The sequence below is a fragment of the Plantactinospora sp. GCM10030261 genome (genome assembly GCF_042666615.1).
GTDB lineage: Bacteria > Actinomycetota > Actinomycetes > Mycobacteriales > Micromonosporaceae > KBS50.
Window position 1 is genome coordinate 88,382 of the sequence record NZ_JBHTDD010000007.1, and the last position, 17,362, is coordinate 105,743.

The 17,362-nt window shown below is 71.3% G+C and carries 20 protein-coding genes; 10 read left to right on the top strand and 10 right to left on the bottom strand.

Annotated features, from left to right (window positions below; translation table 11 throughout):
- Window positions 1-43: 43 nt before the first annotated feature.
- Both ACFQUZ_RS10915 and ACFQUZ_RS10920 read left to right on the top strand, forming a co-directional pair.
- Window positions 44-808, top strand: coding sequence for a class I SAM-dependent methyltransferase (locus ACFQUZ_RS10915; RefSeq protein WP_377440852.1), 765 nt, complete (start codon window positions 44-46; stop codon window positions 806-808).
- A 67-nt stretch (window positions 809-875) separates the two neighbouring features.
- Window positions 876-1,676: an alpha/beta fold hydrolase gene (locus ACFQUZ_RS10920; RefSeq protein WP_377440854.1), complete on the top strand. Its 801-nt coding sequence runs from the start codon at window positions 876-878 to the stop codon at window positions 1,674-1,676.
- Here ACFQUZ_RS10920 and ACFQUZ_RS10925 read toward each other — a convergent pair.
- Window positions 1,673-3,082: a PLP-dependent aminotransferase family protein gene (locus tag ACFQUZ_RS10925; protein ID WP_377440856.1), complete on the bottom strand. Its 1,410-nt coding sequence runs from the start codon at window positions 3,080-3,082 to the stop codon at window positions 1,673-1,675. The two genes, ACFQUZ_RS10920 and ACFQUZ_RS10925, sit on opposite strands and share 4 nt — an antisense overlap.
- Before the next feature lie 52 nt (window positions 3,083-3,134).
- On the opposite strand from ACFQUZ_RS10925, the gene ACFQUZ_RS10930 reads away from it, so the two are divergent.
- Both ACFQUZ_RS10930 and ACFQUZ_RS10935 read left to right on the top strand, forming a co-directional pair.
- Window positions 3,135-3,983 (top strand): alpha/beta fold hydrolase, encoded by an 849-nt coding sequence (locus ACFQUZ_RS10930; RefSeq protein ID WP_377440858.1) that lies wholly within the window; start codon window positions 3,135-3,137, stop codon window positions 3,981-3,983.
- A gap of 2 nt (window positions 3,984-3,985) precedes the next feature.
- A complete protein-coding gene (locus ACFQUZ_RS10935; protein WP_377440860.1) occupies window positions 3,986-4,801 on the top strand; it encodes an LLM class flavin-dependent oxidoreductase in 816 nt (271 codons plus the stop codon).
- On the opposite strand, the gene ACFQUZ_RS10940 is transcribed toward ACFQUZ_RS10935, so the two are convergent.
- The gene (locus tag ACFQUZ_RS10940; protein ID WP_377440861.1) at window positions 4,779-5,540 is read right to left on the bottom strand and encodes a class I SAM-dependent methyltransferase; all 762 of its coding nucleotides are present in this window, start codon (window positions 5,538-5,540) and stop codon (window positions 4,779-4,781) included. The genes ACFQUZ_RS10935 and ACFQUZ_RS10940 overlap by 23 nt on opposite strands.
- Window positions 5,541-5,716: 176 nt before the next feature.
- Here ACFQUZ_RS10940 and ACFQUZ_RS10945 point away from each other — a divergent pair, with 176 nt between their 5' ends.
- A complete protein-coding gene (locus ACFQUZ_RS10945; protein ID WP_377440863.1) occupies window positions 5,717-6,220 on the top strand; it encodes a GNAT family N-acetyltransferase in 504 nt (167 codons plus the stop codon).
- A 15-nt stretch (window positions 6,221-6,235) separates the two neighbouring features.
- Here the strand turns inward: ACFQUZ_RS10945 and ACFQUZ_RS10950 are convergent, their stop codons facing one another.
- From ACFQUZ_RS10950 to ACFQUZ_RS10965, 4 genes are all read right to left on the bottom strand, one after another.
- Complete coding sequence (locus tag ACFQUZ_RS10950; RefSeq protein WP_377441136.1) at window positions 6,236-6,880, bottom strand: DNA alkylation repair protein; 645 nt, start codon at window positions 6,878-6,880, stop codon at window positions 6,236-6,238.
- Between the two features lie 117 nt (window positions 6,881-6,997).
- Entirely contained in the window at window positions 6,998-7,651 is a 654-nt protein-coding gene (locus tag ACFQUZ_RS10955; protein ID WP_377440864.1) for an SRPBCC family protein, read from the bottom strand.
- On the bottom strand, window positions 7,648-8,055 hold the full coding sequence (locus ACFQUZ_RS10960; protein WP_377440866.1) for an ArsR/SmtB family transcription factor: 408 nt from the start codon (window positions 8,053-8,055) through the stop codon (window positions 7,648-7,650). The genes ACFQUZ_RS10955 and ACFQUZ_RS10960 overlap by 4 nt, the downstream gene beginning before the upstream one ends.
- A gap of 116 nt (window positions 8,056-8,171) precedes the next feature.
- Window positions 8,172-9,155: an NAD(P)-dependent alcohol dehydrogenase gene (locus tag ACFQUZ_RS10965; protein WP_377440868.1), complete on the bottom strand. Its 984-nt coding sequence runs from the start codon at window positions 9,153-9,155 to the stop codon at window positions 8,172-8,174.
- A gap of 114 nt (window positions 9,156-9,269) precedes the next feature.
- On the opposite strand from ACFQUZ_RS10965, the gene ACFQUZ_RS10970 reads away from it, so the two are divergent.
- Both ACFQUZ_RS10970 and ACFQUZ_RS10975 read left to right on the top strand, forming a co-directional pair.
- Window positions 9,270-9,980: a TetR/AcrR family transcriptional regulator gene (locus ACFQUZ_RS10970; RefSeq protein WP_377440870.1), complete on the top strand. Its 711-nt coding sequence runs from the start codon at window positions 9,270-9,272 to the stop codon at window positions 9,978-9,980.
- Window positions 9,981-10,058: 78 nt separating this feature from the next.
- Window positions 10,059-10,763 carry a VOC family protein gene (locus tag ACFQUZ_RS10975; RefSeq protein ID WP_377440872.1) on the top strand — a complete coding sequence of 235 codons (705 nt, stop codon included), beginning with the start codon at window positions 10,059-10,061 and terminating at the stop codon, window positions 10,761-10,763.
- A 58-nt stretch (window positions 10,764-10,821) separates the two neighbouring features.
- Here ACFQUZ_RS10975 and ACFQUZ_RS10980 read toward each other — a convergent pair whose 3' ends face one another.
- Together ACFQUZ_RS10980 and ACFQUZ_RS10985 are read right to left on the bottom strand one after the other, a co-directional pair.
- Entirely contained in the window at window positions 10,822-11,304 is a 483-nt protein-coding gene (locus tag ACFQUZ_RS10980) for a hypothetical protein (protein ID WP_377440874.1), read from the bottom strand.
- Window positions 11,301-11,795, bottom strand: coding sequence for an NUDIX domain-containing protein (locus ACFQUZ_RS10985; protein WP_377440876.1), 495 nt, complete (start codon window positions 11,793-11,795; stop codon window positions 11,301-11,303). Before ACFQUZ_RS10985 ends, ACFQUZ_RS10980 begins: the two co-directional genes overlap by 4 nt.
- A 90-nt stretch (window positions 11,796-11,885) precedes the next feature.
- On the opposite strand from ACFQUZ_RS10985, the gene ACFQUZ_RS10990 reads away from it, so the two are divergent.
- On the top strand, window positions 11,886-12,410 hold the full coding sequence (locus ACFQUZ_RS10990; RefSeq protein WP_377440878.1) for an endonuclease V: 525 nt from the start codon (window positions 11,886-11,888) through the stop codon (window positions 12,408-12,410).
- Window positions 12,411-12,645: 235 nt separating this feature from the next.
- Window positions 12,646-12,777: a hypothetical protein gene (locus tag ACFQUZ_RS10995; protein WP_377440879.1), complete on the top strand. Its 132-nt coding sequence runs from the start codon at window positions 12,646-12,648 to the stop codon at window positions 12,775-12,777.
- 96 nt (window positions 12,778-12,873) lie between these two features.
- On the opposite strand, the gene aceB is transcribed toward ACFQUZ_RS10995, so the two are convergent.
- Entirely contained in the window at window positions 12,874-14,484 is a 1,611-nt protein-coding gene (gene aceB, locus ACFQUZ_RS11000) for a malate synthase A (protein ID WP_377440881.1), read from the bottom strand.
- Window positions 14,481-15,752 carry an isocitrate lyase gene (gene aceA / locus ACFQUZ_RS11005; protein WP_377440883.1) on the bottom strand — a complete coding sequence of 424 codons (1,272 nt, stop codon included), beginning with the start codon at window positions 15,750-15,752 and terminating at the stop codon, window positions 14,481-14,483. The genes aceB and aceA overlap by 4 nt, the downstream gene beginning before the upstream one ends.
- Before the next feature lie 215 nt (window positions 15,753-15,967).
- Here aceA and ACFQUZ_RS11010 point away from each other — a divergent pair, with 215 nt between their 5' ends.
- Entirely contained in the window at window positions 15,968-17,362 is a 1,395-nt protein-coding gene (locus ACFQUZ_RS11010; protein WP_377440885.1) for a short-chain fatty acyl-CoA regulator family protein, read from the top strand.

A 17,362-nucleotide genomic window follows, 5' to 3' on the forward strand; every position in this document is an offset into this window, starting at 1 on the left:
GGCGGCACGCCGGCCGATCGAGTTTCGCGAGTAGAATGCGCGGGTGAGCTTCGATGTCGGCGCGGACGCCTACGGTCGCTTCATGGGTCGATACTCCGAGCCCCTGGCAGGCAGGTTCGCAGACTTCAGCGGCGTCGCGCAGGGGCAGCGGGCGCTGGACGTCGGGTGCGGGACCGGCGCGTTGACAGCGGAACTCGTCGGGCGCCTCGGGGCCGGAGCCGTCTCGGCGGTCGACCCGTCGGAGGCCATGGTCGCGGCGGCACGTGCCCGCTTCCCCGAGGTCGACATCGGCCGCGCCGCCGCGGAACGGCTGCCGTTCCCCGACGATGCTTTCGATGTCACCTGCGCTCAGTTGGTCGTGCATTTCATGAACGACCCGGTCGCGGGCCTGCGCGACATGGCCCGGGTCACGCGTCACGGGGGTGCGGTCACCGCCTGCGTGTGGGATCACGCCGGCGGTAGCGGTCCGCTGGCGACGTTCTGGCGAGCCGTCAAGGACCTCGATCCCCACGCCCGCGACGAGTCGGCGCTCGCCGGGGTCCGGGAAGGGCACCTGGCCGAGTTGTTCGGCGCCGCCGGGCTGCGCGACGTCGTGTCGACGGCACTGACGGTTCAGACGACCTTCGCGAGCTTCGACGAATGGTGGGAGCCCTTCACACTCGGAGTGGCACCCGCGGGCGAGTACGTCCACGGGCTCGACCCGAGGGATCGGGAGGCGCTGCGCGATCGATGTGCGGCGCTGCTTCCCCGAGCGGGCACCTTCGACATCGTCGCCTCCGCGTGGGCCACGCTCGGCCGGGTGCCCTGAACTCCAACCCTCGTCACGGCCTCATTTGTCCAAGACGGACGGCGGTCGTCCCAGGCACCATGCCGGAATGAGCGCTTCCGACCAGGCGCCGCGACCGATGCGCGTCGTCCACGATGGCCCGCGACAGGCACCCCCACTGCTGCTCATCCACGGCTCCGGAGCCTCGGGCGCGTGCTGGGGGCCGATGGTGCCGATGCTGGCCCGTAGCCACCACGTCATCCGAATCGACCTGCCGGGCTGCGGCCAGTCTCCGCCCGGACCTTCATACGACGTGCCCGTCCAGGCGAGCGCGGTGGCAGCGTTGCTCGACGACCTGGGCGTCCCGTCCACGACCGTGGTCGGGCACTCCAGCGGCGGTTACGTGGCCACCGCCCTCGCCGAACAACGGCCCGACCTGGTGGCCTCACTCGCGTTGGTCAGCACCGGGCCACGGCTCGACGCGTTCCTTCCACAGCCGCTGCTGCTCCGGGGCCTGTTGACGCCGCCCCTCGGGCCGCTGCTGTGGTCGATACGCACCGATACGATGATCCGCAGGGGAATCGCCGCGACGTGTGCCCGCCCGGTGGCCGTCCCGGACGAACTGGTCACCGACGTGCGGGCCATCAGCTATCGCGCGATGCGGTCGGTGCTGCGGCACAACACCGCGTATCTGGCCGAGCGGGGAGTGCCCGAGCGTCTCGCCGGCCTCGACATCCCGGTTCTGGTGATCTTCGGCGCCGCCGATCCCCGGTGGGAGCCGTCGTCGGCCCATCAGTACGACGCGGTGCCGAACGCGCGGGTCGAGGTCCTGGCCGGCGTCGGGCACCTGCCCATGCTCGAAGCGCCCGAGGCCACCAGCACGCTCCTGCTGGAATCCGCGGCAGCCTAGCCAGCGCGTCCGGATCGGACGGCGTCGGCGACGACCCGGATGGCCTCCGGAACGGCCGGCAGGGGCACCTGCCCGTACCCGAGCAAGAGGGTTGGCCGCCCGGATCCGGGCGGAATCCAGAAGTCGTGCGTGGTCATCAGGTCGACACCCCGCTGACGGGCCTGGCGGAGGATCGCCTCCTCGTCATACCCGTCGGGCAACTCGACCGTGGCGTGCAGACCGGCCGCGATGCCCCGCGCCGTCGCCTCGGGGAGAGCCTCGGCCAGCGTCCGGAGGAGGAGGTCGCGGCGGCGACGGTAGCGGATCCGCATCCGGCGCAGATGCCGGTCGAGTTCGCCCCGGGACAGGAAGGTGGCGAACGCGTGCTGCTCGATGCCGGCGGTGCCGCAGTCGGCCAGGTCCTTGTGGTCGGTGACGGCAGCCAGCAGACGCCCGGGCACGACGAGCCAACCCAGGCGGAGCGCCGGTGCGAGCGTCTTGCTGGCCGAGCCGGCGTAGATGACCCGGTCGGGATCCAGCCCTTGCAGGGCACCGACGGCGGCGCGGTCGTACCGGTACTCGGCGTCGTAGTCGTCCTCGATGGCGATGGCGTCCCGGCGTCGCAGCCAGGCGAGCAGATCGCGTCGGCGGGCGCCGGTGAGCACGGCGCCTGTGGGGTGCTGGTGCGCCGGGGTGAGCACGACGGCGTCCACGTCGGCCCGGTCGAGCGCGTCGACCCGGATGCCGCACTCGTCGACGGCGACGGGCACGACCCGTAGGCCAGCCGCCTCGGCGACGCGCCGCTGCTCCGGGTGACTCGGGTTCTCGAACCCGATCCGCCGCACTCCGCTGTCGACAAGCGCCCGGCAGACGATCCCCTGTCCCTGTGAGTACCCGTTGGTGACGACGACGCGTCCGGGGACGGTGACCACCCCCCGCACGCGGCCGAGATAGTCGGCCAGGGCCGACCGCAGCGCCTCCGTCCCGCGCGGATCACCGTAGCCGAGGTCGGCGTTCGTCATGTTCCGCAGGGCGTCGCGCAGGCAGCGCAGCCACTGCGCGCGGGGAAACCGGGACACGTCCGGTGCGCGCGGGCGCAGGTCGAAGCGGGGCGTCCGAGCGGGAGTGGGCGCGCTGGGCACCGGGTGTGCCGGCGCCTGGACGGTGTCGGCCACGCTCGGCCGGGCGCCCTGTCGCAGGGTCAGGTATCCCTCGGCGGCGAGTTGCGCATATGCCCCGACCACGACCCGGCGGGAGACGCCGAGCTGACGGGCGAGGTCACGGGTCGACGGCACGCGGGCGCCGGCGCGCAGCCGCCCGTCGCGGACGGCGTCACGCACCTGCGTCTCGATCTGCGTGCCCAGTGTCCGGTCACCCTGCCGGGTGACGGTGAGCAGCAGCTCCATCGACTGACTGGTCTCGTCCATGTCCGCTGAACTGGATCCCTTCGGTGAGCCAGTCGGACCCTAGCATCGGGACATGACCGAGCGAATGATCCGATCGAACGGCGTCGAGCTGTGTACCGAGTCCTTCGGCGACCCGACCGATCCGCCCGTACTGCTGATCATGGGCGCGGGCGCGTCGATGATGTGGTGGGAGGACGCCTTCTGTCGGGCGTTGGCGGTGGGTGGGCGGTTCGTGATCCGCTACGACCACCGGGACACCGGCCGCTCGACGGGCTTTCCGCCGGGGCTCCCGCCGTACCCGGGCGACGACCTGGTGGCCGACGCGGTTGGCGTGCTCGACGCGTACGGCGTCCCGGCCGCCCACCTCGTCGGCGTGTCCGCCGGCGGCGGCCTGGCGCAGCTGTTCGCGCTCGACATCCCCGATCGGGTCCGCTCGCTCGTGCTGATCAGCACGACGGCCGCCACCGCCGGGGTGGCCGGGCTGCCACCACCGTCCGAGGCGTTCGGACGCTTCGTTTCCACCACGACGGTGGACTGGTCGAGCGCCGAATCGGTGGTCGAATACCAGCTCGACTACGCGCGCATGCTCGCCGGTGACAAGCGTCCGTTCGACGAGGCGGGCATGCGCGACCTGATCCGCGCGGACGCCGAACGGGCGCGTGACATCGCCGCTGTGCGGAACCACGACCTCCTGGCCGGCGACTCCCGCCCGCGCGGTCCGCTTTCCTCGATCACGGCCCCCACGCTGGTCATCCACGGCACCGCAGATCCGATGTTCCCGCCCGCGCACGGCGCGGCGTTGGCGGAGGAGATCCCCGGGGCGCGGCTGTTGATGCTGGAGGGTGCCGGTCACGGGGTCGAGCGGGCCGACTGGGAGCCGATCGTCCACGCGATCCACGAGCACACCTCGGAGGTGCGGTAATCATGACACGGCTACGGTCCGGGTTGTTCCTGCCGTTGTTCGACGCGCTCGCCGATCCGGCGATCGTCATCCGCCTCGCGGTCGAGGCGGAGGAGGCCGGCTGGCACGGCGTCTTCGTCTGGGACCAGCTGCGCTGGCACGAGCCGGTAACGGACGTGGCCGACGCGTGGGTCACCCTGGCGGCGATCGCGACGGCGACCGAACGCATCCGGCTCGGCCCTATGGTCACCCCGCTCGCCCGGCGCCGGCCGGTCAAGGTGGCCCGGGAGACCGCGACGCTCGACCGGCTCAGCGGCGGCCGGCTGACCCTGGGCGTCGGCCTGGGTAACGACGAAGCCGGGGCCGAACTCACAATCACCGGTGAGGAACGGGACGACCGGCGTCGCGCCCGGATGCTCGACGAGTCACTCGGGATCCTCACCGCCGCCTGGTCCGGCGAGGTCGTGCGGCATCGGGGCGAGCACTACGTGGTCGACGGCATGCGGTTCCTGCCCCGGCCGGTCCAGCAGCCCGGTGTGCCGGTGTGGGTCGGTGGTTATCCCGGTAAACCGAAGCCGCTGCGGCGCGCGGCCCGCCACCAGGGCTATATCCCGGTCAACCTCGACCATCCCGACCAGCTCGCCGAGATGGTCGCCGACCTCACCACCCTGCGCGGACCGAACCCTCCGGCGGCCTTCGACGTCGTGGTCCCGCTCGAACCGGAGCAGGACCCGACGCCGTACGCGGCGGCCGGCGCCACCTGGTGGCTGGTGGGACCCGGCGCGGAGGCGATTTCCGTCGACCAGCTACGCGGCATCATCCGCGACGGTCCGGCCTGAGGCCGGCGGCCTCCCCGTCACCGACCCGTAAGGCTTTGCGCGCCAGGACGAGCCGGAATCGCGGCTCGCCGTCGCGCAGTCGGCCCAGATCGGGCAGGGCGGCGGTGGTCACCGTGAAGCCGGCCGCCGTCAGGTCGTCGTGGATCGCGGGCAGCGGGTTGGTGCGGTAGTACATGACGAACGGCGGGCGCCACACGGCATTGCGGAACCGCATGGCCACGTCGAAGCCGAGCGTGGCCCAGTACGCGACGGAGGTGGGCGGCGGCGGCGCGCCGATCGGAAAGGCGAGCAGCCCTCCGGGGCGCAGGGCGCGGTACACCCCTTCGAAGAGTGCGGGCCGCTCGGCGGGCAGGAAATGCCCGAACGCCCCGAAGCTGACCGCGAGGTCGAAGCCTTCGGTGAACGGTAGGGCCCGCGCGTCCGCCCGTATCCAGGTGGCGTCCGGGTGCGCGCCGCGCGCCCGGACGAGCATGCCGGTGCTGAAGTCGACGCCGGTGATCCGCCGCCGGCACAGCGGCCGGAGAACGAGCATGCCCGCGCCGGTGCCGCAGCACACGTCCAGCCCGTCGTCGAACGGCCCGAGTCCGGACAGCGCGCGGGCCGTCGCGTCGAGGATCGTCTCCGGGGTACGGAACGGGGTGTGGTCGAACTTCGGTGCCAGCAGGTCGTAGCCCCGCTCGACCGAGGACAGCGCCTGGACGCCCAGTTCGCGCAGGGTCGGGCCGTGGCGGGAGAACACCGACCGAGGGTACCTCCGGCCGGTGGCCCGTCCCGGCCGGTCGCGGGCAGGTCGCGGCACCCCGGAACGGCAGCAGCGCGGGGGCCACCGGGGCGACCCGAGCCGCCGCGCCACATTGTCGGATGCCGCTGGTAGCTTCGCGCCGCTGATCGACGTCGGACGGATGGGAGCCAGATGTGACTGAGGTGGCGCTGCGAGCGATCGACGATTCCGACCTCGACGCCCTGTACGAACAGGGGCGGGATCCCGAGGCGGTCTGGATGGCGGCCTTCACCGCCAAGGATCCCGACGACCGCGCCGCGTTCGATCTGCACATGGCGAAGATCCGGGCGGCGCCGGAGGGCATCCTGCGGGCGGTCACCGTCGACGGTCGGCTCGTCGGCAGCGTCGCCAGCTTCGTCATGGACGGTGAGACCGAGGTGACGTACTGGATCGACAGGGCCTTCTGGGGACGCGGCATCGCCAGCCGCGCGCTCGCCATGCTCCTCGAATCGGTGCCCGTCCGGCCGGTGTTCGCCCGCGCCGCGAGCGACAACGTGGGATCGCTGACGGTGCTGCGGCGGGCGGGTTTCACCGTCGCGGGCACGGAGACCGCGTTCGCCAACGCGCGGAACGCGGAGATCGAGGAGACGATCCTGCGGCTCGACGGGCCGGCGCGCACCGAGCCGCAGGACGGGTGAGCGTGCGGAGCGCTCCTACGTGGCGTGCTGCCGGCGCACCATCTCGGTGATCCAGACGGGCGCGTACGGGGACGTGCAGTTCGGGGGAGTCGGGTAGTCCTTGAGCACCCCCAGGCGCTCGCCGATGTCCATCGCCCGGGCGCGGTGCTCGGCGTGGTCGATGCCGATCTGCGCCAGGCAGTGGTTCATCGCCCACTGGAGGCGGTCCGGAGCGTCCTGCATCTCCGCCTCGACGACATCGAGCAGTCCTCCGAGGTCGAGGCCCTCGGGTTTCCGCGCCACGCGGTCGACGGTCAGTGCCCAGCCGGCGCTCGCGACCACCGGATCCGGGTCGGCGGACCAGGCCACCCGCAGCTCTTCGGCGTACGTATTGTTCTTGACCACGTAGTTCACGAGCCAGTCCTGCACCTTGGGCGTGCGTGCCTCGCGCAGCATCGTGTCCAGTTCGTCGCGCTCGAACGCCTTCGGGCGGCAGATCAGGATCGCCAGCAGTCTCGCCGCGGTGTCATCGGTCCGCCAGAGTTCGCGGGCGAGGTCCTGCTGCGTCTTCAGTCGCTTCGCGAGCGCGCGTAGCTTGCCGAGGTTCACCCCGTGATCGTCACCGTGTTTCGCGTTCACCTCGCGGGCCTTCGGGTCCTCCAGCGTGGCCAGTTCGGCCATCACGTCGGCCACCGTCGTCTCCGGCACCTCGGTCTCCTGTCTGTCACGTGGGCGGGTCCATTCTGTCGCCGGTCGGGGACCGTTGGAGCGAGGCCCGGGTCAGGGCGAGGGTGTGCGTCATCGGCCGCCGCTGGCCTCGGGGGCGAAGTGTTGCACCGCGAACGCGATGGCCGCGGCGATGTCGTCGTCACCGGTTCCCCAGGCGGCCTGGATCGCGGATCCCCAGGCATGGGCACTGCGCACGGCGAACTCCTTCACCTCAGGGCTGTCCTGCCAGGTGACGGGGTCGAACGGCGCACCGCGCAGGAGGAGATCGAGACCGAGCAGTGCGAGATCCCAACCGCAGCCGATCCCGATCGTGCCGCCGGGACCGTAGGCGCGTACGAGTTCGTCGACGACCTGGGCGGGTGAGGCGTGTTCCAGTTCGAGGACGGTGCGGTCGCCACCGTCAGGTGCGAGGCGTACCTCGACCTCGGTCGGCATGCCCTCTCCGAGGAGCCAGGTCACCTTCACCAGACGGGGTTCCTCGCAGCGCAGGATCTCGCCGCCGGCATTGTCCTTGATCTGGAACGCACCGCCGACCCTGAGATCGCCTTCGACCGAGCCCAGCCACCGGGCGAGCCGTTCAGGGTCGGTGCAGGCACTCCAGACGTCCGCGATCGGGGCGTCGTAGATCCGGCGCAACAGCACCGATCGCCCCGCACCACTGGCGACGGCCTGACTGCCGATCTCGCGCTGGGCGGCGTTGATCCGATTGATGATGTCGATCATTGGTCCTCCTCGGTCAAAGACTCGGGTTCCTGCCGACGATCCGGCTTCCCGGCGGCGGGTCCGCCGTGCTCGTGTTGGTCTCGGCGTTCGCGTTTCCCGCGGGCGAGTTCGGTGCCCAGCGCGTCCAGTCGCTGGCTCCAGAACTGCCGGAATCGGTCCAGCCAGATGTCGACCTCCCGCAGGGGCGCGGCCTGCACCGCGTAGAGGCGTCGCGTGCCTTCCGGGCGGACGGTGACGAAACCCGATTCCCGCAGCACCCGGAGGTGCTGCGACACCGCGGGTGGGGAGATGCCGAATTCCGTCCGGATGATCTCGCTGACGGAGCCGGCGGCCTGTTCACCGTCGGCGAGCAGCTCCAGGATCCGGCGCCGTACCGGGTCGCCGAGGATGTCGAACGCGTGCACCCGCGAACTATGTCAGGCTGAACTTATTTAAGTCAAGCCTGAAGCATGGGGGCCGGGTATGGATACGCCGTACCGGTTGAGGATCCTCGGCGCCCGGCCTGACCACCCCAGGCCGGTCAGATGGTGATGACCACCTTCGCCCGGGCGTGCTCGCCTTCGAGGTACCGGATGGCCTGCGGCACCTCGTGGAGCGGATAGGTCCGGTCGATGACCGGGGTGATCCGCCCGGCCTCGGCGTGAGCGCGGAGCGTGTCGAGGTATCGCCGGTCGGGCGCCGTCGCCAGGACGACCACGCGGTGTCGGACGAACGGCGCCAGCAGGCGCCCGCGCATGATGAGCCCGACGGGTCCGAGGAGGCTGCCGCCGCGGTAGACGCCTCCGCCGGACAGCACCACCCTCCCGGTCGGGGTCAGCACCCGGCGGAGCGCGGTGAGCGAGCGGTTGCCGACCAGGTCGAACACGACGTCGTAGCGGCGGCTGTCGCGGGTGAAGTCGTCCCGGGTGTAGTCGACGACGTGATCGGCGCCGAGGGAACGGGCCAGGTCGACGTTGCGGGTGCTGCACACGGCGGTCACGGTCGCGCCGTGCAGCGTGGCCAACTGGACCGCCAGGGTGCCCACGCCGCCGGACGCGCCGTTGATGAGGACATGCTGGCCCGACGTTATCCGCCCGGCGTCGCACAGCCCCATCAGGGCGGTGGTGCCGGCCAGCGGGAGGGCGGCGGCCTGTCGGGATGTCAGGTTCACCGGTTTCGGCGCCACCAGTGCCTCGGGCACGCAGACGTACTCGGCGAACGCGCCATTGGCGTCGCCGAGATCGCCGAAGACGGCGTCTCCCGGTCGTACCTGCCGGACGTCGGTGCCGACGGCCTCGACCCGGCCGGCGAAGTCCCGGCCGCGGATCCGCGCCCGGGGGGCCGACCGGCCCAGGGCCAGCCGCGCGATCCGCGGGTCACCGCGCATGGCATGCCAGTCGTACGCGTTCAGCGCGGCCGCCTCCACCCGCACGAGCACCTCGCCGCTGGCGGGCACTGGCGTGTCGACGTCCGCGAGGCTGAGCGTTTCCGGTGGACCGTATCGGTCCTGGACGATCGCCTTCATCGTAGTCCTCCCCTTGGTGTACGGCGTACACCTTGCGGGTTCAGGATGAGGTGTACGCCGTACACCTGTCAAGGCGGTTATGGTTCACCCGTCGCCGGAAAGACAAGGACCGAGATGGTTGAGCAGGCCGAGACGCTGCGCCGGACACCGTTGAACAGGGACCGGATCCTGCGCGCCGCCGTCTCCCTCGCCGACGAAGCCGGGATCGAGTCCCTCAGCATGCGCAACCTCGCCCACGCTCTGGGCGTCGTGCCGATGGCCCTGTACAAACACGTGGCCAACAAGGACGAGTTGCTCGACGGCATGATCGACGTCATCGTCGGCGAGATCGAGCCACCTGTTCCCGACGCCGACTGGAAAAGCGCGGTGCGCCGGCGCGTCCTTTCGGCGCGGCAGGTGTTGCGACACCACCCATGGGCACCGCTCGCGATCGAGTCCCGGACCACCGCGACGCCGGCGGTTCTGGCGTACCTCGACTCGATCGTCGGGACGTTGCGGGCCGGCGGGTTCTCTGTCGACCTCGCACACCACGTCATGCACGCGATGGGCAGCCGCATCCTCGGCTTCAGCCAGGAACTGTTCGACGCCTCCCGCCGCGCCGGTCGGTCCGGTGCGGGCGCCCCGGTCCCACCGACGGACCTGCCGCCGGAGGTCGCGGCCCGGTTTCCGCACCTCGCGGAGGTGGCCACGGCGGCTGCCCACGACGACGGGTCGATCGTCGGGCAGGGCTGCGACGACCAGTTCGAGTTCGAGTTCGCCCTGGATCTGCTGCTCGACGGCATCGAACGACTACGGCGCCAGGGGTGGACGTCAGCGCACCGGTAACTGGCCGACGTGTGGGCGGTGGACCGGGCCGGTGCCTATTCGGTTGTTGCCCGGTCGGTCCCTGTCTACTGTGTGGTGATGCTCGCGCGACCCCTGGCGGTGACCTTCGACGCGCACGACCCGGCCCGACTGGCCCGCTTCTGGGCCGACATGCTCGACCGGGAGATCATCGATGACGCCGGCGGCGTGCTGCTGCCCGGCGACGACACCCAGGTCGGCCTCCGTTTCGCGCCCAGCCAGGCGGAGCGGGTGGAGCCGAACCACCTCCACCTGCACCTGACCAGCTCCGGCGACACCGACCAGCGGGAGACGGTGGCCAGGGCCCTGCGGCTCGGGGCCGATCACCTCGACGTCGGGCAGCGTCCCGAGGAGGGGCACATTGTGCTGGCCGACCCCGAGGGCAACCCGTTCTGCGTAATCGAGCCGGGCAACGCCTACCTCGCCGGGTGTGGCCTCCTCGGGGAACTCGCCTGCGAGGGCAGCCGCGACGTCGGTCTCTTCTGGAGTGCCGCCCTGGGCTGGCCGCTGGTGTGGGACCAGGGCCAGGAGACCGCGATCCAGTCACCGCACGGCGGCACGAAGGTCGCGTGGGGTGGTCCCGCCGAGGCTCCCAGGAAGGCCAGGAACCGGCAGCGTCTCGACCTCGTCCTGGCGGGGGACGACGCCGAGGCGCAGGTCGACCGGCTGGTGACCCTCGGCGCATCGCGACTCGACACCGGTGACAACGGCGTCGTCAGGCTGGCCGACCCCGACGGCAACGAATTCTGTGTGCGCCGAAGCTGAGGTGACCGCGTGGCTGATCACCGTGGGTGGAGATGGCCGACAGCCGGCGGGAGCCGGCTCATAGCTGACGGGGCCCGTCCATGAGGCCGAGGTACCAGCGTCTGTCGGGTTCGGGCGTGGGTGGTAGCTCGCCCCGGACCAGGCGCAGGATCGCATCGGCGAGGTCGGCCACGACCGCACCGTCGACCTGCGACGCGCCGCGAAGGAAGAACGGCTCGCCGTCGATCAGGTAACGACGGGACGCGTCCGCGGCGGTGATGACCCCACGCTCGCGGAAGCGGCGTCCCGCCTCCGCGACGAGCGTCTGGACGAAGTCACGTTCGCGGGTGTCCCAGCCCTTCTGGTCCAGGGCGAAACCGATGGTGGCCAGCAGGCGGGCATGGACCCGCAGGTCTTCCAGGACGTCCGCGGCCCGCCGGGGGAGTCGCTCGGGAGGCATCTCCAGGCCGACGTGGACCGCCTCCAGGAGCAGCACGCCAAGGCTGACGTCGTACGCCCAGAACCACCGGCCACCGAACCGGACGGCCACTGTCCTGCTCATCGGCGCACCCGCCCGCTGGCCGCGTCACCAGCACCGCCTGACGCCGGCCATCCGTCGAGCAGCAGCGGCGTTCGGTCCAGGAAGGCCCGTACGCAGGCGGCGGTGTACGAGTTGGTGTCGGGTGGCAGGTCGGCGATCGGGAACCAGCCGATCTGGGCGCACTTCTCCGGTTCGGCGTTCTCCGGTTCGCCGTGGTGGTGTGGCTCGAAAGCCGCGGTGAAGGCCAGGCCGACGCGGGCGTGTCCGGGTCCGCCGCGATGGTGGACGGTGGCGACCAGGCGCGGCGCCTGCCGCGCCAGCCGGATACCGACCTCTTCGCGTGCCTCGCGGATCACCGCGCTGAGCACGTCCTCGTCGCCTTCCAGCTTGCCCGACGGCAGGTTCCACTGGCCGTCGGCGTAGCCCGTGTTCCTGCGCAGGGCCAGCAGGACGCGATCGCCATGGATGAGCATGAGGAACACGTCGACCGGGTGTAGCGGCGCGGTCGTCATGGGCGTCGACGGTAGCGGCTGAGCCAGCCATCCGCCGAGCATTAAACCCCGGCGGGTGAGGTCGGACGAGGTGACCGGAGACTGATAGGCATGGCCGCCCCGAATCAGCCAGCACCGTATGTAGCAGTCGACGTCCACTATCCGCCGGAGGGCGGCGCTCGTGCGGCGCTCGTCGCGGCGCGCGAGCCGCGGTTCACCCGGATCGCCGAGGACCGGGTGTGCTGGCTGCCCCGGGTGGCCCCGTACCAGCCAGGCCGGTTCTACGCCCGCGAGCTGCCAGCGCTGCGGACCGTGCTGGGTGAACTCGGCCATCCGGTGTCACTCGTGATCATCGACGGCTACGTCGATCTGGATCCGCACGGGCGTCCCGGGCTCGGGGCACACCTGCATGCCGAACTGGCCGTTCCCGTCATCGGTGTGGCCAAGACGGCGTTCCGTACGGCGAGCCACGCGGTCCCGGTGCGCCGAGGGGACGCGCTACGACCGCTGTACGTCACGTCGGCCGGCGTGTCCGTCGAGAGCGCAGCCGCCATCGTGGCGGAGATGGCTGGACCGTACCGGTTGCCGGACGCGCTCCGTCGGGTGGACGCGCTCGCCCGGTCCCAGGTGGGATAGTCGCGGGTCGCGGGCGGCCGAGCTTCGGCGGTGATGGTGGGCTCGACCCCCCCTGCGCGGACGCCCTGCGCCGGCGCCGTACCCGCGGGTTCTCCACGGGTATGCGACAACGGCTGAACCTCGCCACGGCGTTGCTCGGCGATCCACCACTCCTCCCGGCGTCAACACGCGCTACCCGGTCCTGCCGGGCGGCGCCACCGCGGCGCTGACCGGCTCCACCTATCTCACCGACGCCGTGGCCGAACAGCTCGGCACCGCCGCCGTCCAGTTCCTTCCGCCGTCGGCCAGCGCGCTCCTGCTCCTCGCGTACGCGCTCGTCGCCTCGGCGATCGCCGTGCTCGTGCCGATGCGCCGCGACGTCACCTGACGAAGCGGTCCGCCGCGGTGGCCCGCCAGGCACACACCACCGGAGCCGGGCAGGTCCTGGACGACCCACCCGGCTCCGGGACGGCGGTGTCGGCCGTCAGCCGACCGGTACGGCGGGCTCCCGGCCCGGACTGAGATGCCGGGCGTACGCGCCGGTGGTGAAGAACGCCGGCAGGTCCTCACCGAACGCGGTGTCCTCGACGATCCGCGCGGCGTGTTCGGCGCGTAGCCGGTCGTCAGCCTCCCGGTCGGCGACCAGGGCGGCCAGCTCCTCGGCGAGGATCGATCGGACGAGCTCGTCGGTGACGCAGCCGCCACCGGCCAGCGGCGTGCCGTGGTGCAGCCACTGCCAGACCTGGCAGCGGGCGATCTCGGCGGTGGCCGCGTCCTCCATCAGGTTCCACAGCGCCACCGCGCCGGTCCCGCCCAGCCAGGCGTCGATGTAGCGCAGCGCGACCGCGACGTTGGACCGCACCCCCGCAGCGGTGACCTGGCCCGGGGTCTTGTCGACGGAGAGCAGGTCGGCGGCAGAGGCCGCGACGTCGTCGCGGCGCCGGTCGAGCTGGTTCGGGCGACCGCCCAGCACCGCGTCGAACTCCTCCCGGCACGTGGTGACCAGGCCCGGGTGGGCCACCCAGGAGCCGTCGAACCCGTCGCCGGCCTCCCGCCGTTTGTCGGCGCGTACCCGGTCCAGGGCCACCTCGTTGACCCGGGGGTCACGGCTGGGGATGAACGCGGCCATTCCGCCGATCGCGTGCGCGCCGCGCCGGTGGCAGGTCGCGACCAGCAGTTCGGTGTACGCGCGCATGAACGGCACCGTCATGGTGACCTGGGACCGGTCTGGCAGGACGAAGTCCGGCCACTGCCCGAAGTTCTTGATGACGCTGAAGATGTAGTCCCACCGCCCGGCGTTCAGCCCCGCCGAGTGCTCGCGCAGCTCGTAGAGGATCTCCTCCATCTCGAAGGCGGCGGTGATCGTCTCGATCAGTGTGGTGGCCCGGATGGTGCCCCGCGGCAGGTCCAGGTACCGCTGGGCGAAGACGAATATGTCGTTCCACAGCCGCGCCTCGCGGTGGCCCTCCAGCTTCGGCAGGTAGAAGTACGGTCCGGCGCCCCGGTCGAGTTGCCGCCGGGCGCAGTGGAACAGGTAGAGACCGAAGTCGACAAGGCTCGCGGAGATCGGCCGCCCGTCGACGGCGATCCCCTTCTCCACGAGGTGCCAACCGCGCGGCCGGACCACGATCGTGGCCAGGTCGTCGCCGAGGGCGTACCGCTTGCCGCGCGGGTCGGTGAAGTCGATCCGCCGGTCCAGCGCGTCGATCAGGTTCACCTGTCCGGTGATCAGGTTGTGCCAGGTGGGGGCGGTGGCGTCCTCGAAGTCGGCGAGCCACACCTTCGCCCCGGAGTTGAGGGCGTTCACCGTCATCCGGCGGTCGGTGGGCCCGGTGATCTCGACGCGCCGGTCGACCAGCCCGGGTGCCGGTGGGGCGACCCGCCAGGTGGGGTCCGCGCGGATCGCGGCGGTCTCCGGGAGGAAGTCGGGCAGCTGACCGGTGGCGTACCGGTCCCGGCGGGCCCGGCGGGTGTCCAGCAGGGCGACCCGGCGGGCGGCGAACTCGCTGTCCAACGCGACCAGGAACTCCAGGGCCTCGGCGGTCAGGACCTCCTCGAACCGGTCCGCCATCGGGCCGATGATCTCGTACCTCATGCGAACTGTTCCTCTTCCGTGGAGCCGCGCAGCGCGGTGGTCTCGGCGGTCGGGTTGAGTACGGTGCTGATCAGGTCGAAGTAACCGGTGCCCACCTCGCGCTGGTGCTTCACCGCGGTGTAACCGTCGGCCTCGGCGGCGAACTCCCGCTCCTGCAACGCCACGTAGGCGGACATGCCGTCGGCGGCGTAGCCGCGCGCCAGGTCGAACATCGAGTAGTTGAGGGCGTGGAAGCCGGCCAGCGTGATGAACTGGAACTTGTAGCCCATGTGGCCGAGTTCCCGCTGGAACTTCGCGATCGTCGCGCTGTCGAGGTGCTTGCGCCAGTTGAACGACGGCGAGCAGTTGTAGGCGAGCAACTGGTCGGGGTGCCGGTCCTTGACCGCCTCGGCGAACCGGCGGGCGACCTCCAGGTCCGGGTTGGACGTCTCCATCCACAGCAGGTCCGCGTGCGGCGCGTACGCCAGCCCACGGGCGATGCACGGCTCGATCCCGTTGCGTACCCGGAAGAAGCCCTCCGCGGTCCGTTCGCCGGTGACGAACGGCCGGTCCCGCTCGTCCACGTCGGTGGTGAGCAGGGCGGCCGCCTGCGCGTCGGTGCGGGCGACGATCACCGACGGTACGCCGGCCACGTCGGCGGCCAGCCGCGCCGCCTCAAGGGTACGGATGTGCTGGCCCGTCGGCACCAGCACCTTCCCGCCGAGGTGGCCGCACTTCTTCTCGGCGGCGAGCTGGTCCTCCCAGTGCACGCCCGCCGCGCCGGCCGCGATCATCGCCGTCATCAGCTCGTACGCGTTGAGCGGGCCGCCGAAGCCGGCCTCGGCGTCGGCGACGATCGGCGCCAGCCAGCGGGTTCCGTCGGTGTCGCCCTCGGCCGTGGTGATCTGGGCGGCGCGCAGCAGGGCGTTGTTGATCCGCCGTACCACGGCGGGCACCGAGTTGGCGGGGTAGAGGCTCTGGTCGGGGTAGGTGTGTCCGGCGAGGTTGGCGTCCGCGGCCACCTGCCATCCGGAGAGGTAGATGGCCTTCAGGCCGGCGCGGACCATCTGCACCGCCTGGTTTCCGGTGAGCGCGCCCAACGCGTGGATGTAGTCCTCGTTGGTCAACAAGTGCCACAGCCGGTCCGCGCCGTGCCGGGCCAGGGTGTGTTCCTCCTGGATCGCCCCGCGCAGGCGGATCACGTCCTCCGGGCGGTAGCTGCGCCGTACGCCCCGCCAGCGGGGGTCGGTCGCCCATTCGGTGCGCAACTGCTCGACGGCCTTCTGCATGGCGTGGTCCCCTCGGATGTCGATGACCCGGCATCGCCGACGGCTGGCGTCAACGGTCTGGTCGGCGTGCGACTCACGGTCACACGACGTCGGCGGCCGGGTCGAGGCACGGAAGAAGCCAAGTTCTGGGAATTTGCGGCGCCGATTTGCCAACTTGCGAAGGGTTATATTCGCAGTCTGCGAATGGTCTCCTGGCGACTCGGCCCGGTGAGGAGGTGGCGGCGATCACGAAGACGTTCGCCGGCGCCCGGCTGCGCCGGATGCGTGAGGACCGGTCCCTCAGCCAGGCTGATCTGGCCCGCCTGCTGGGCATCTCGCCCAGCTATCTCAACCAGATCGAGCACGATTCGCGGCCGTTGACCGTGCCGGTGCTGATGCGCATCACCGAGGTGTTCGGCGTCGACCCGACCGTCTTCGCCCCCCGCGACACACCAAGGCTGGTGGCCGGGCTGCGTGAGGCGTTGCCGGGCCGGGCCGGGATCGCCGACCTCACCGAACTCGCCACCCGGCTGCCCGAGGTCGCCGAGGCGGTCATCGACCTGCACCGCCGGTACCGGCAGGCCGACGAGCAACTCGCCGAACTGCTCGGCGACCGGGAGACGGCCGGTCGCAGCCCACACGACCGGGTGACCGAGTTCTTCTACCGCCGGCAGAACTACGTACCGGATCTGGACGAGGCCGCCGAACGGTTGGCCGCCACCGTCGGGCTGCGCCGGGGCGAGGTACGCGCCGTGCTGCAGGACCGGCTGGCCGAGCGGCACGGCGTCCGGGTCCGGCACGAGGACGCCGGGGCCCTCGGTGACGAACTGCACCGCTACCGGCCGCAGACCCGCACCCTGCACCTGTCGGCGTCGCTGCGGGCCGGGCAGGCGGCGATGCGGATGGGAGCGCAGATCGCGCTGCTGGAGTACGCCGACGTGATCGACGAGATCGTCGAGGAGGAACGGTTCGACGACGTCCAGACCCAGATCCTCACCCGGGTCGGCCTGGCCAACTACTTCGCTGCCGCCCTGATCCTGCCCTACGAGCGGTTCCTGGCCGCGGCGGAACAGCGTCGCTACGACATCGACCTGCTCACCCAGCACTTCGCGATGGGCTGGGAGACGGTGTGCCACCGGCTCAGCACGCTGCAACGCCCCCGTGCGCGAGGTGTACCGTTCTCCTTCGTCCGGGTCGACCGGGCCGGCAACATGTCGAAACGCCAGTCCGCCACCGGATTCCCGTTCTCGCACACCGGCGGCACCTGTCCGTTGTGGAACGTGTACGAGGCGTTCAGCTCGCCCGGCCGGGTCGTCGTCCAGGTCGCCGCGATGCCTGACGGGCAACGCTACCTCTGGATCGCCCGCACCATCACCCGCCACCACGGCGGCTACAAACAGCCGGGGAAGGTCTACGCCATCGGACTGGGCTGCGAAACCCGGCACGCCGACCGGCTGGTCTACTCCGCCGGGATGGACCTGCACGCCGCGGAGGCCGCCACCCCGATCGGCCCCGGCTGCAAGACCTGCGAACGGATGACCTGCCCACAGCGTGCGGCGGCACCGATCAGCGGGCGGCTGGACCTGGACGAGAACCGGAGCACCTTCATCCCGTACCCGCTGAAGGAGTAG

Bases quoted from the DNA above. Each gene is read 5' to 3' on its own strand.
- ACFQUZ_RS10920 (WP_377440854.1), top strand. From the start codon at position 876: ATGAGCGCTTCCGACCAGGCGCCGCGACCGATGCGCGTCGTCCACGAT.
- ACFQUZ_RS10925 (WP_377440856.1), bottom strand. From the start codon at position 3,082: ATGGACGAGACCAGTCAGTCGATGGAGCTGCTGCTCACCGTCACCCGG.
- ACFQUZ_RS10930 (WP_377440858.1), top strand. From the start codon at position 3,135: ATGACCGAGCGAATGATCCGATCGAACGGCGTCGAGCTGTGTACCGAG.
- ACFQUZ_RS10935 (WP_377440860.1), top strand. From the start codon at position 3,986: ATGACACGGCTACGGTCCGGGTTGTTCCTGCCGTTGTTCGACGCGCTC.
- ACFQUZ_RS10950 (WP_377441136.1), bottom strand. From the start codon at position 6,880: ATGGCCGAACTGGCCACGCTGGAGGACCCGAAGGCCCGCGAGGTGAAC.
- ACFQUZ_RS10955 (WP_377440864.1), bottom strand. From the start codon at position 7,651: ATGATCGACATCATCAATCGGATCAACGCCGCCCAGCGCGAGATCGGC.
- ACFQUZ_RS10965 (WP_377440868.1), bottom strand. From the start codon at position 9,155: ATGAAGGCGATCGTCCAGGACCGATACGGTCCACCGGAAACGCTCAGC.
- ACFQUZ_RS10970 (WP_377440870.1), top strand. From the start codon at position 9,270: ATGGTTGAGCAGGCCGAGACGCTGCGCCGGACACCGTTGAACAGGGAC.
- ACFQUZ_RS10975 (WP_377440872.1), top strand. From the start codon at position 10,059: ATGCTCGCGCGACCCCTGGCGGTGACCTTCGACGCGCACGACCCGGCC.
- ACFQUZ_RS10980 (WP_377440874.1), bottom strand. From the start codon at position 11,304: ATGAGCAGGACAGTGGCCGTCCGGTTCGGTGGCCGGTGGTTCTGGGCG.
- ACFQUZ_RS10985 (WP_377440876.1), bottom strand. From the start codon at position 11,795: ATGACGACCGCGCCGCTACACCCGGTCGACGTGTTCCTCATGCTCATC.
- ACFQUZ_RS10990 (WP_377440878.1), top strand. From the start codon at position 11,886: ATGGCCGCCCCGAATCAGCCAGCACCGTATGTAGCAGTCGACGTCCAC.
- aceB (WP_377440881.1), bottom strand. From the start codon at position 14,484: ATGAGGTACGAGATCATCGGCCCGATGGCGGACCGGTTCGAGGAGGTC.
- aceA (WP_377440883.1), bottom strand. From the start codon at position 15,752: ATGCAGAAGGCCGTCGAGCAGTTGCGCACCGAATGGGCGACCGACCCC.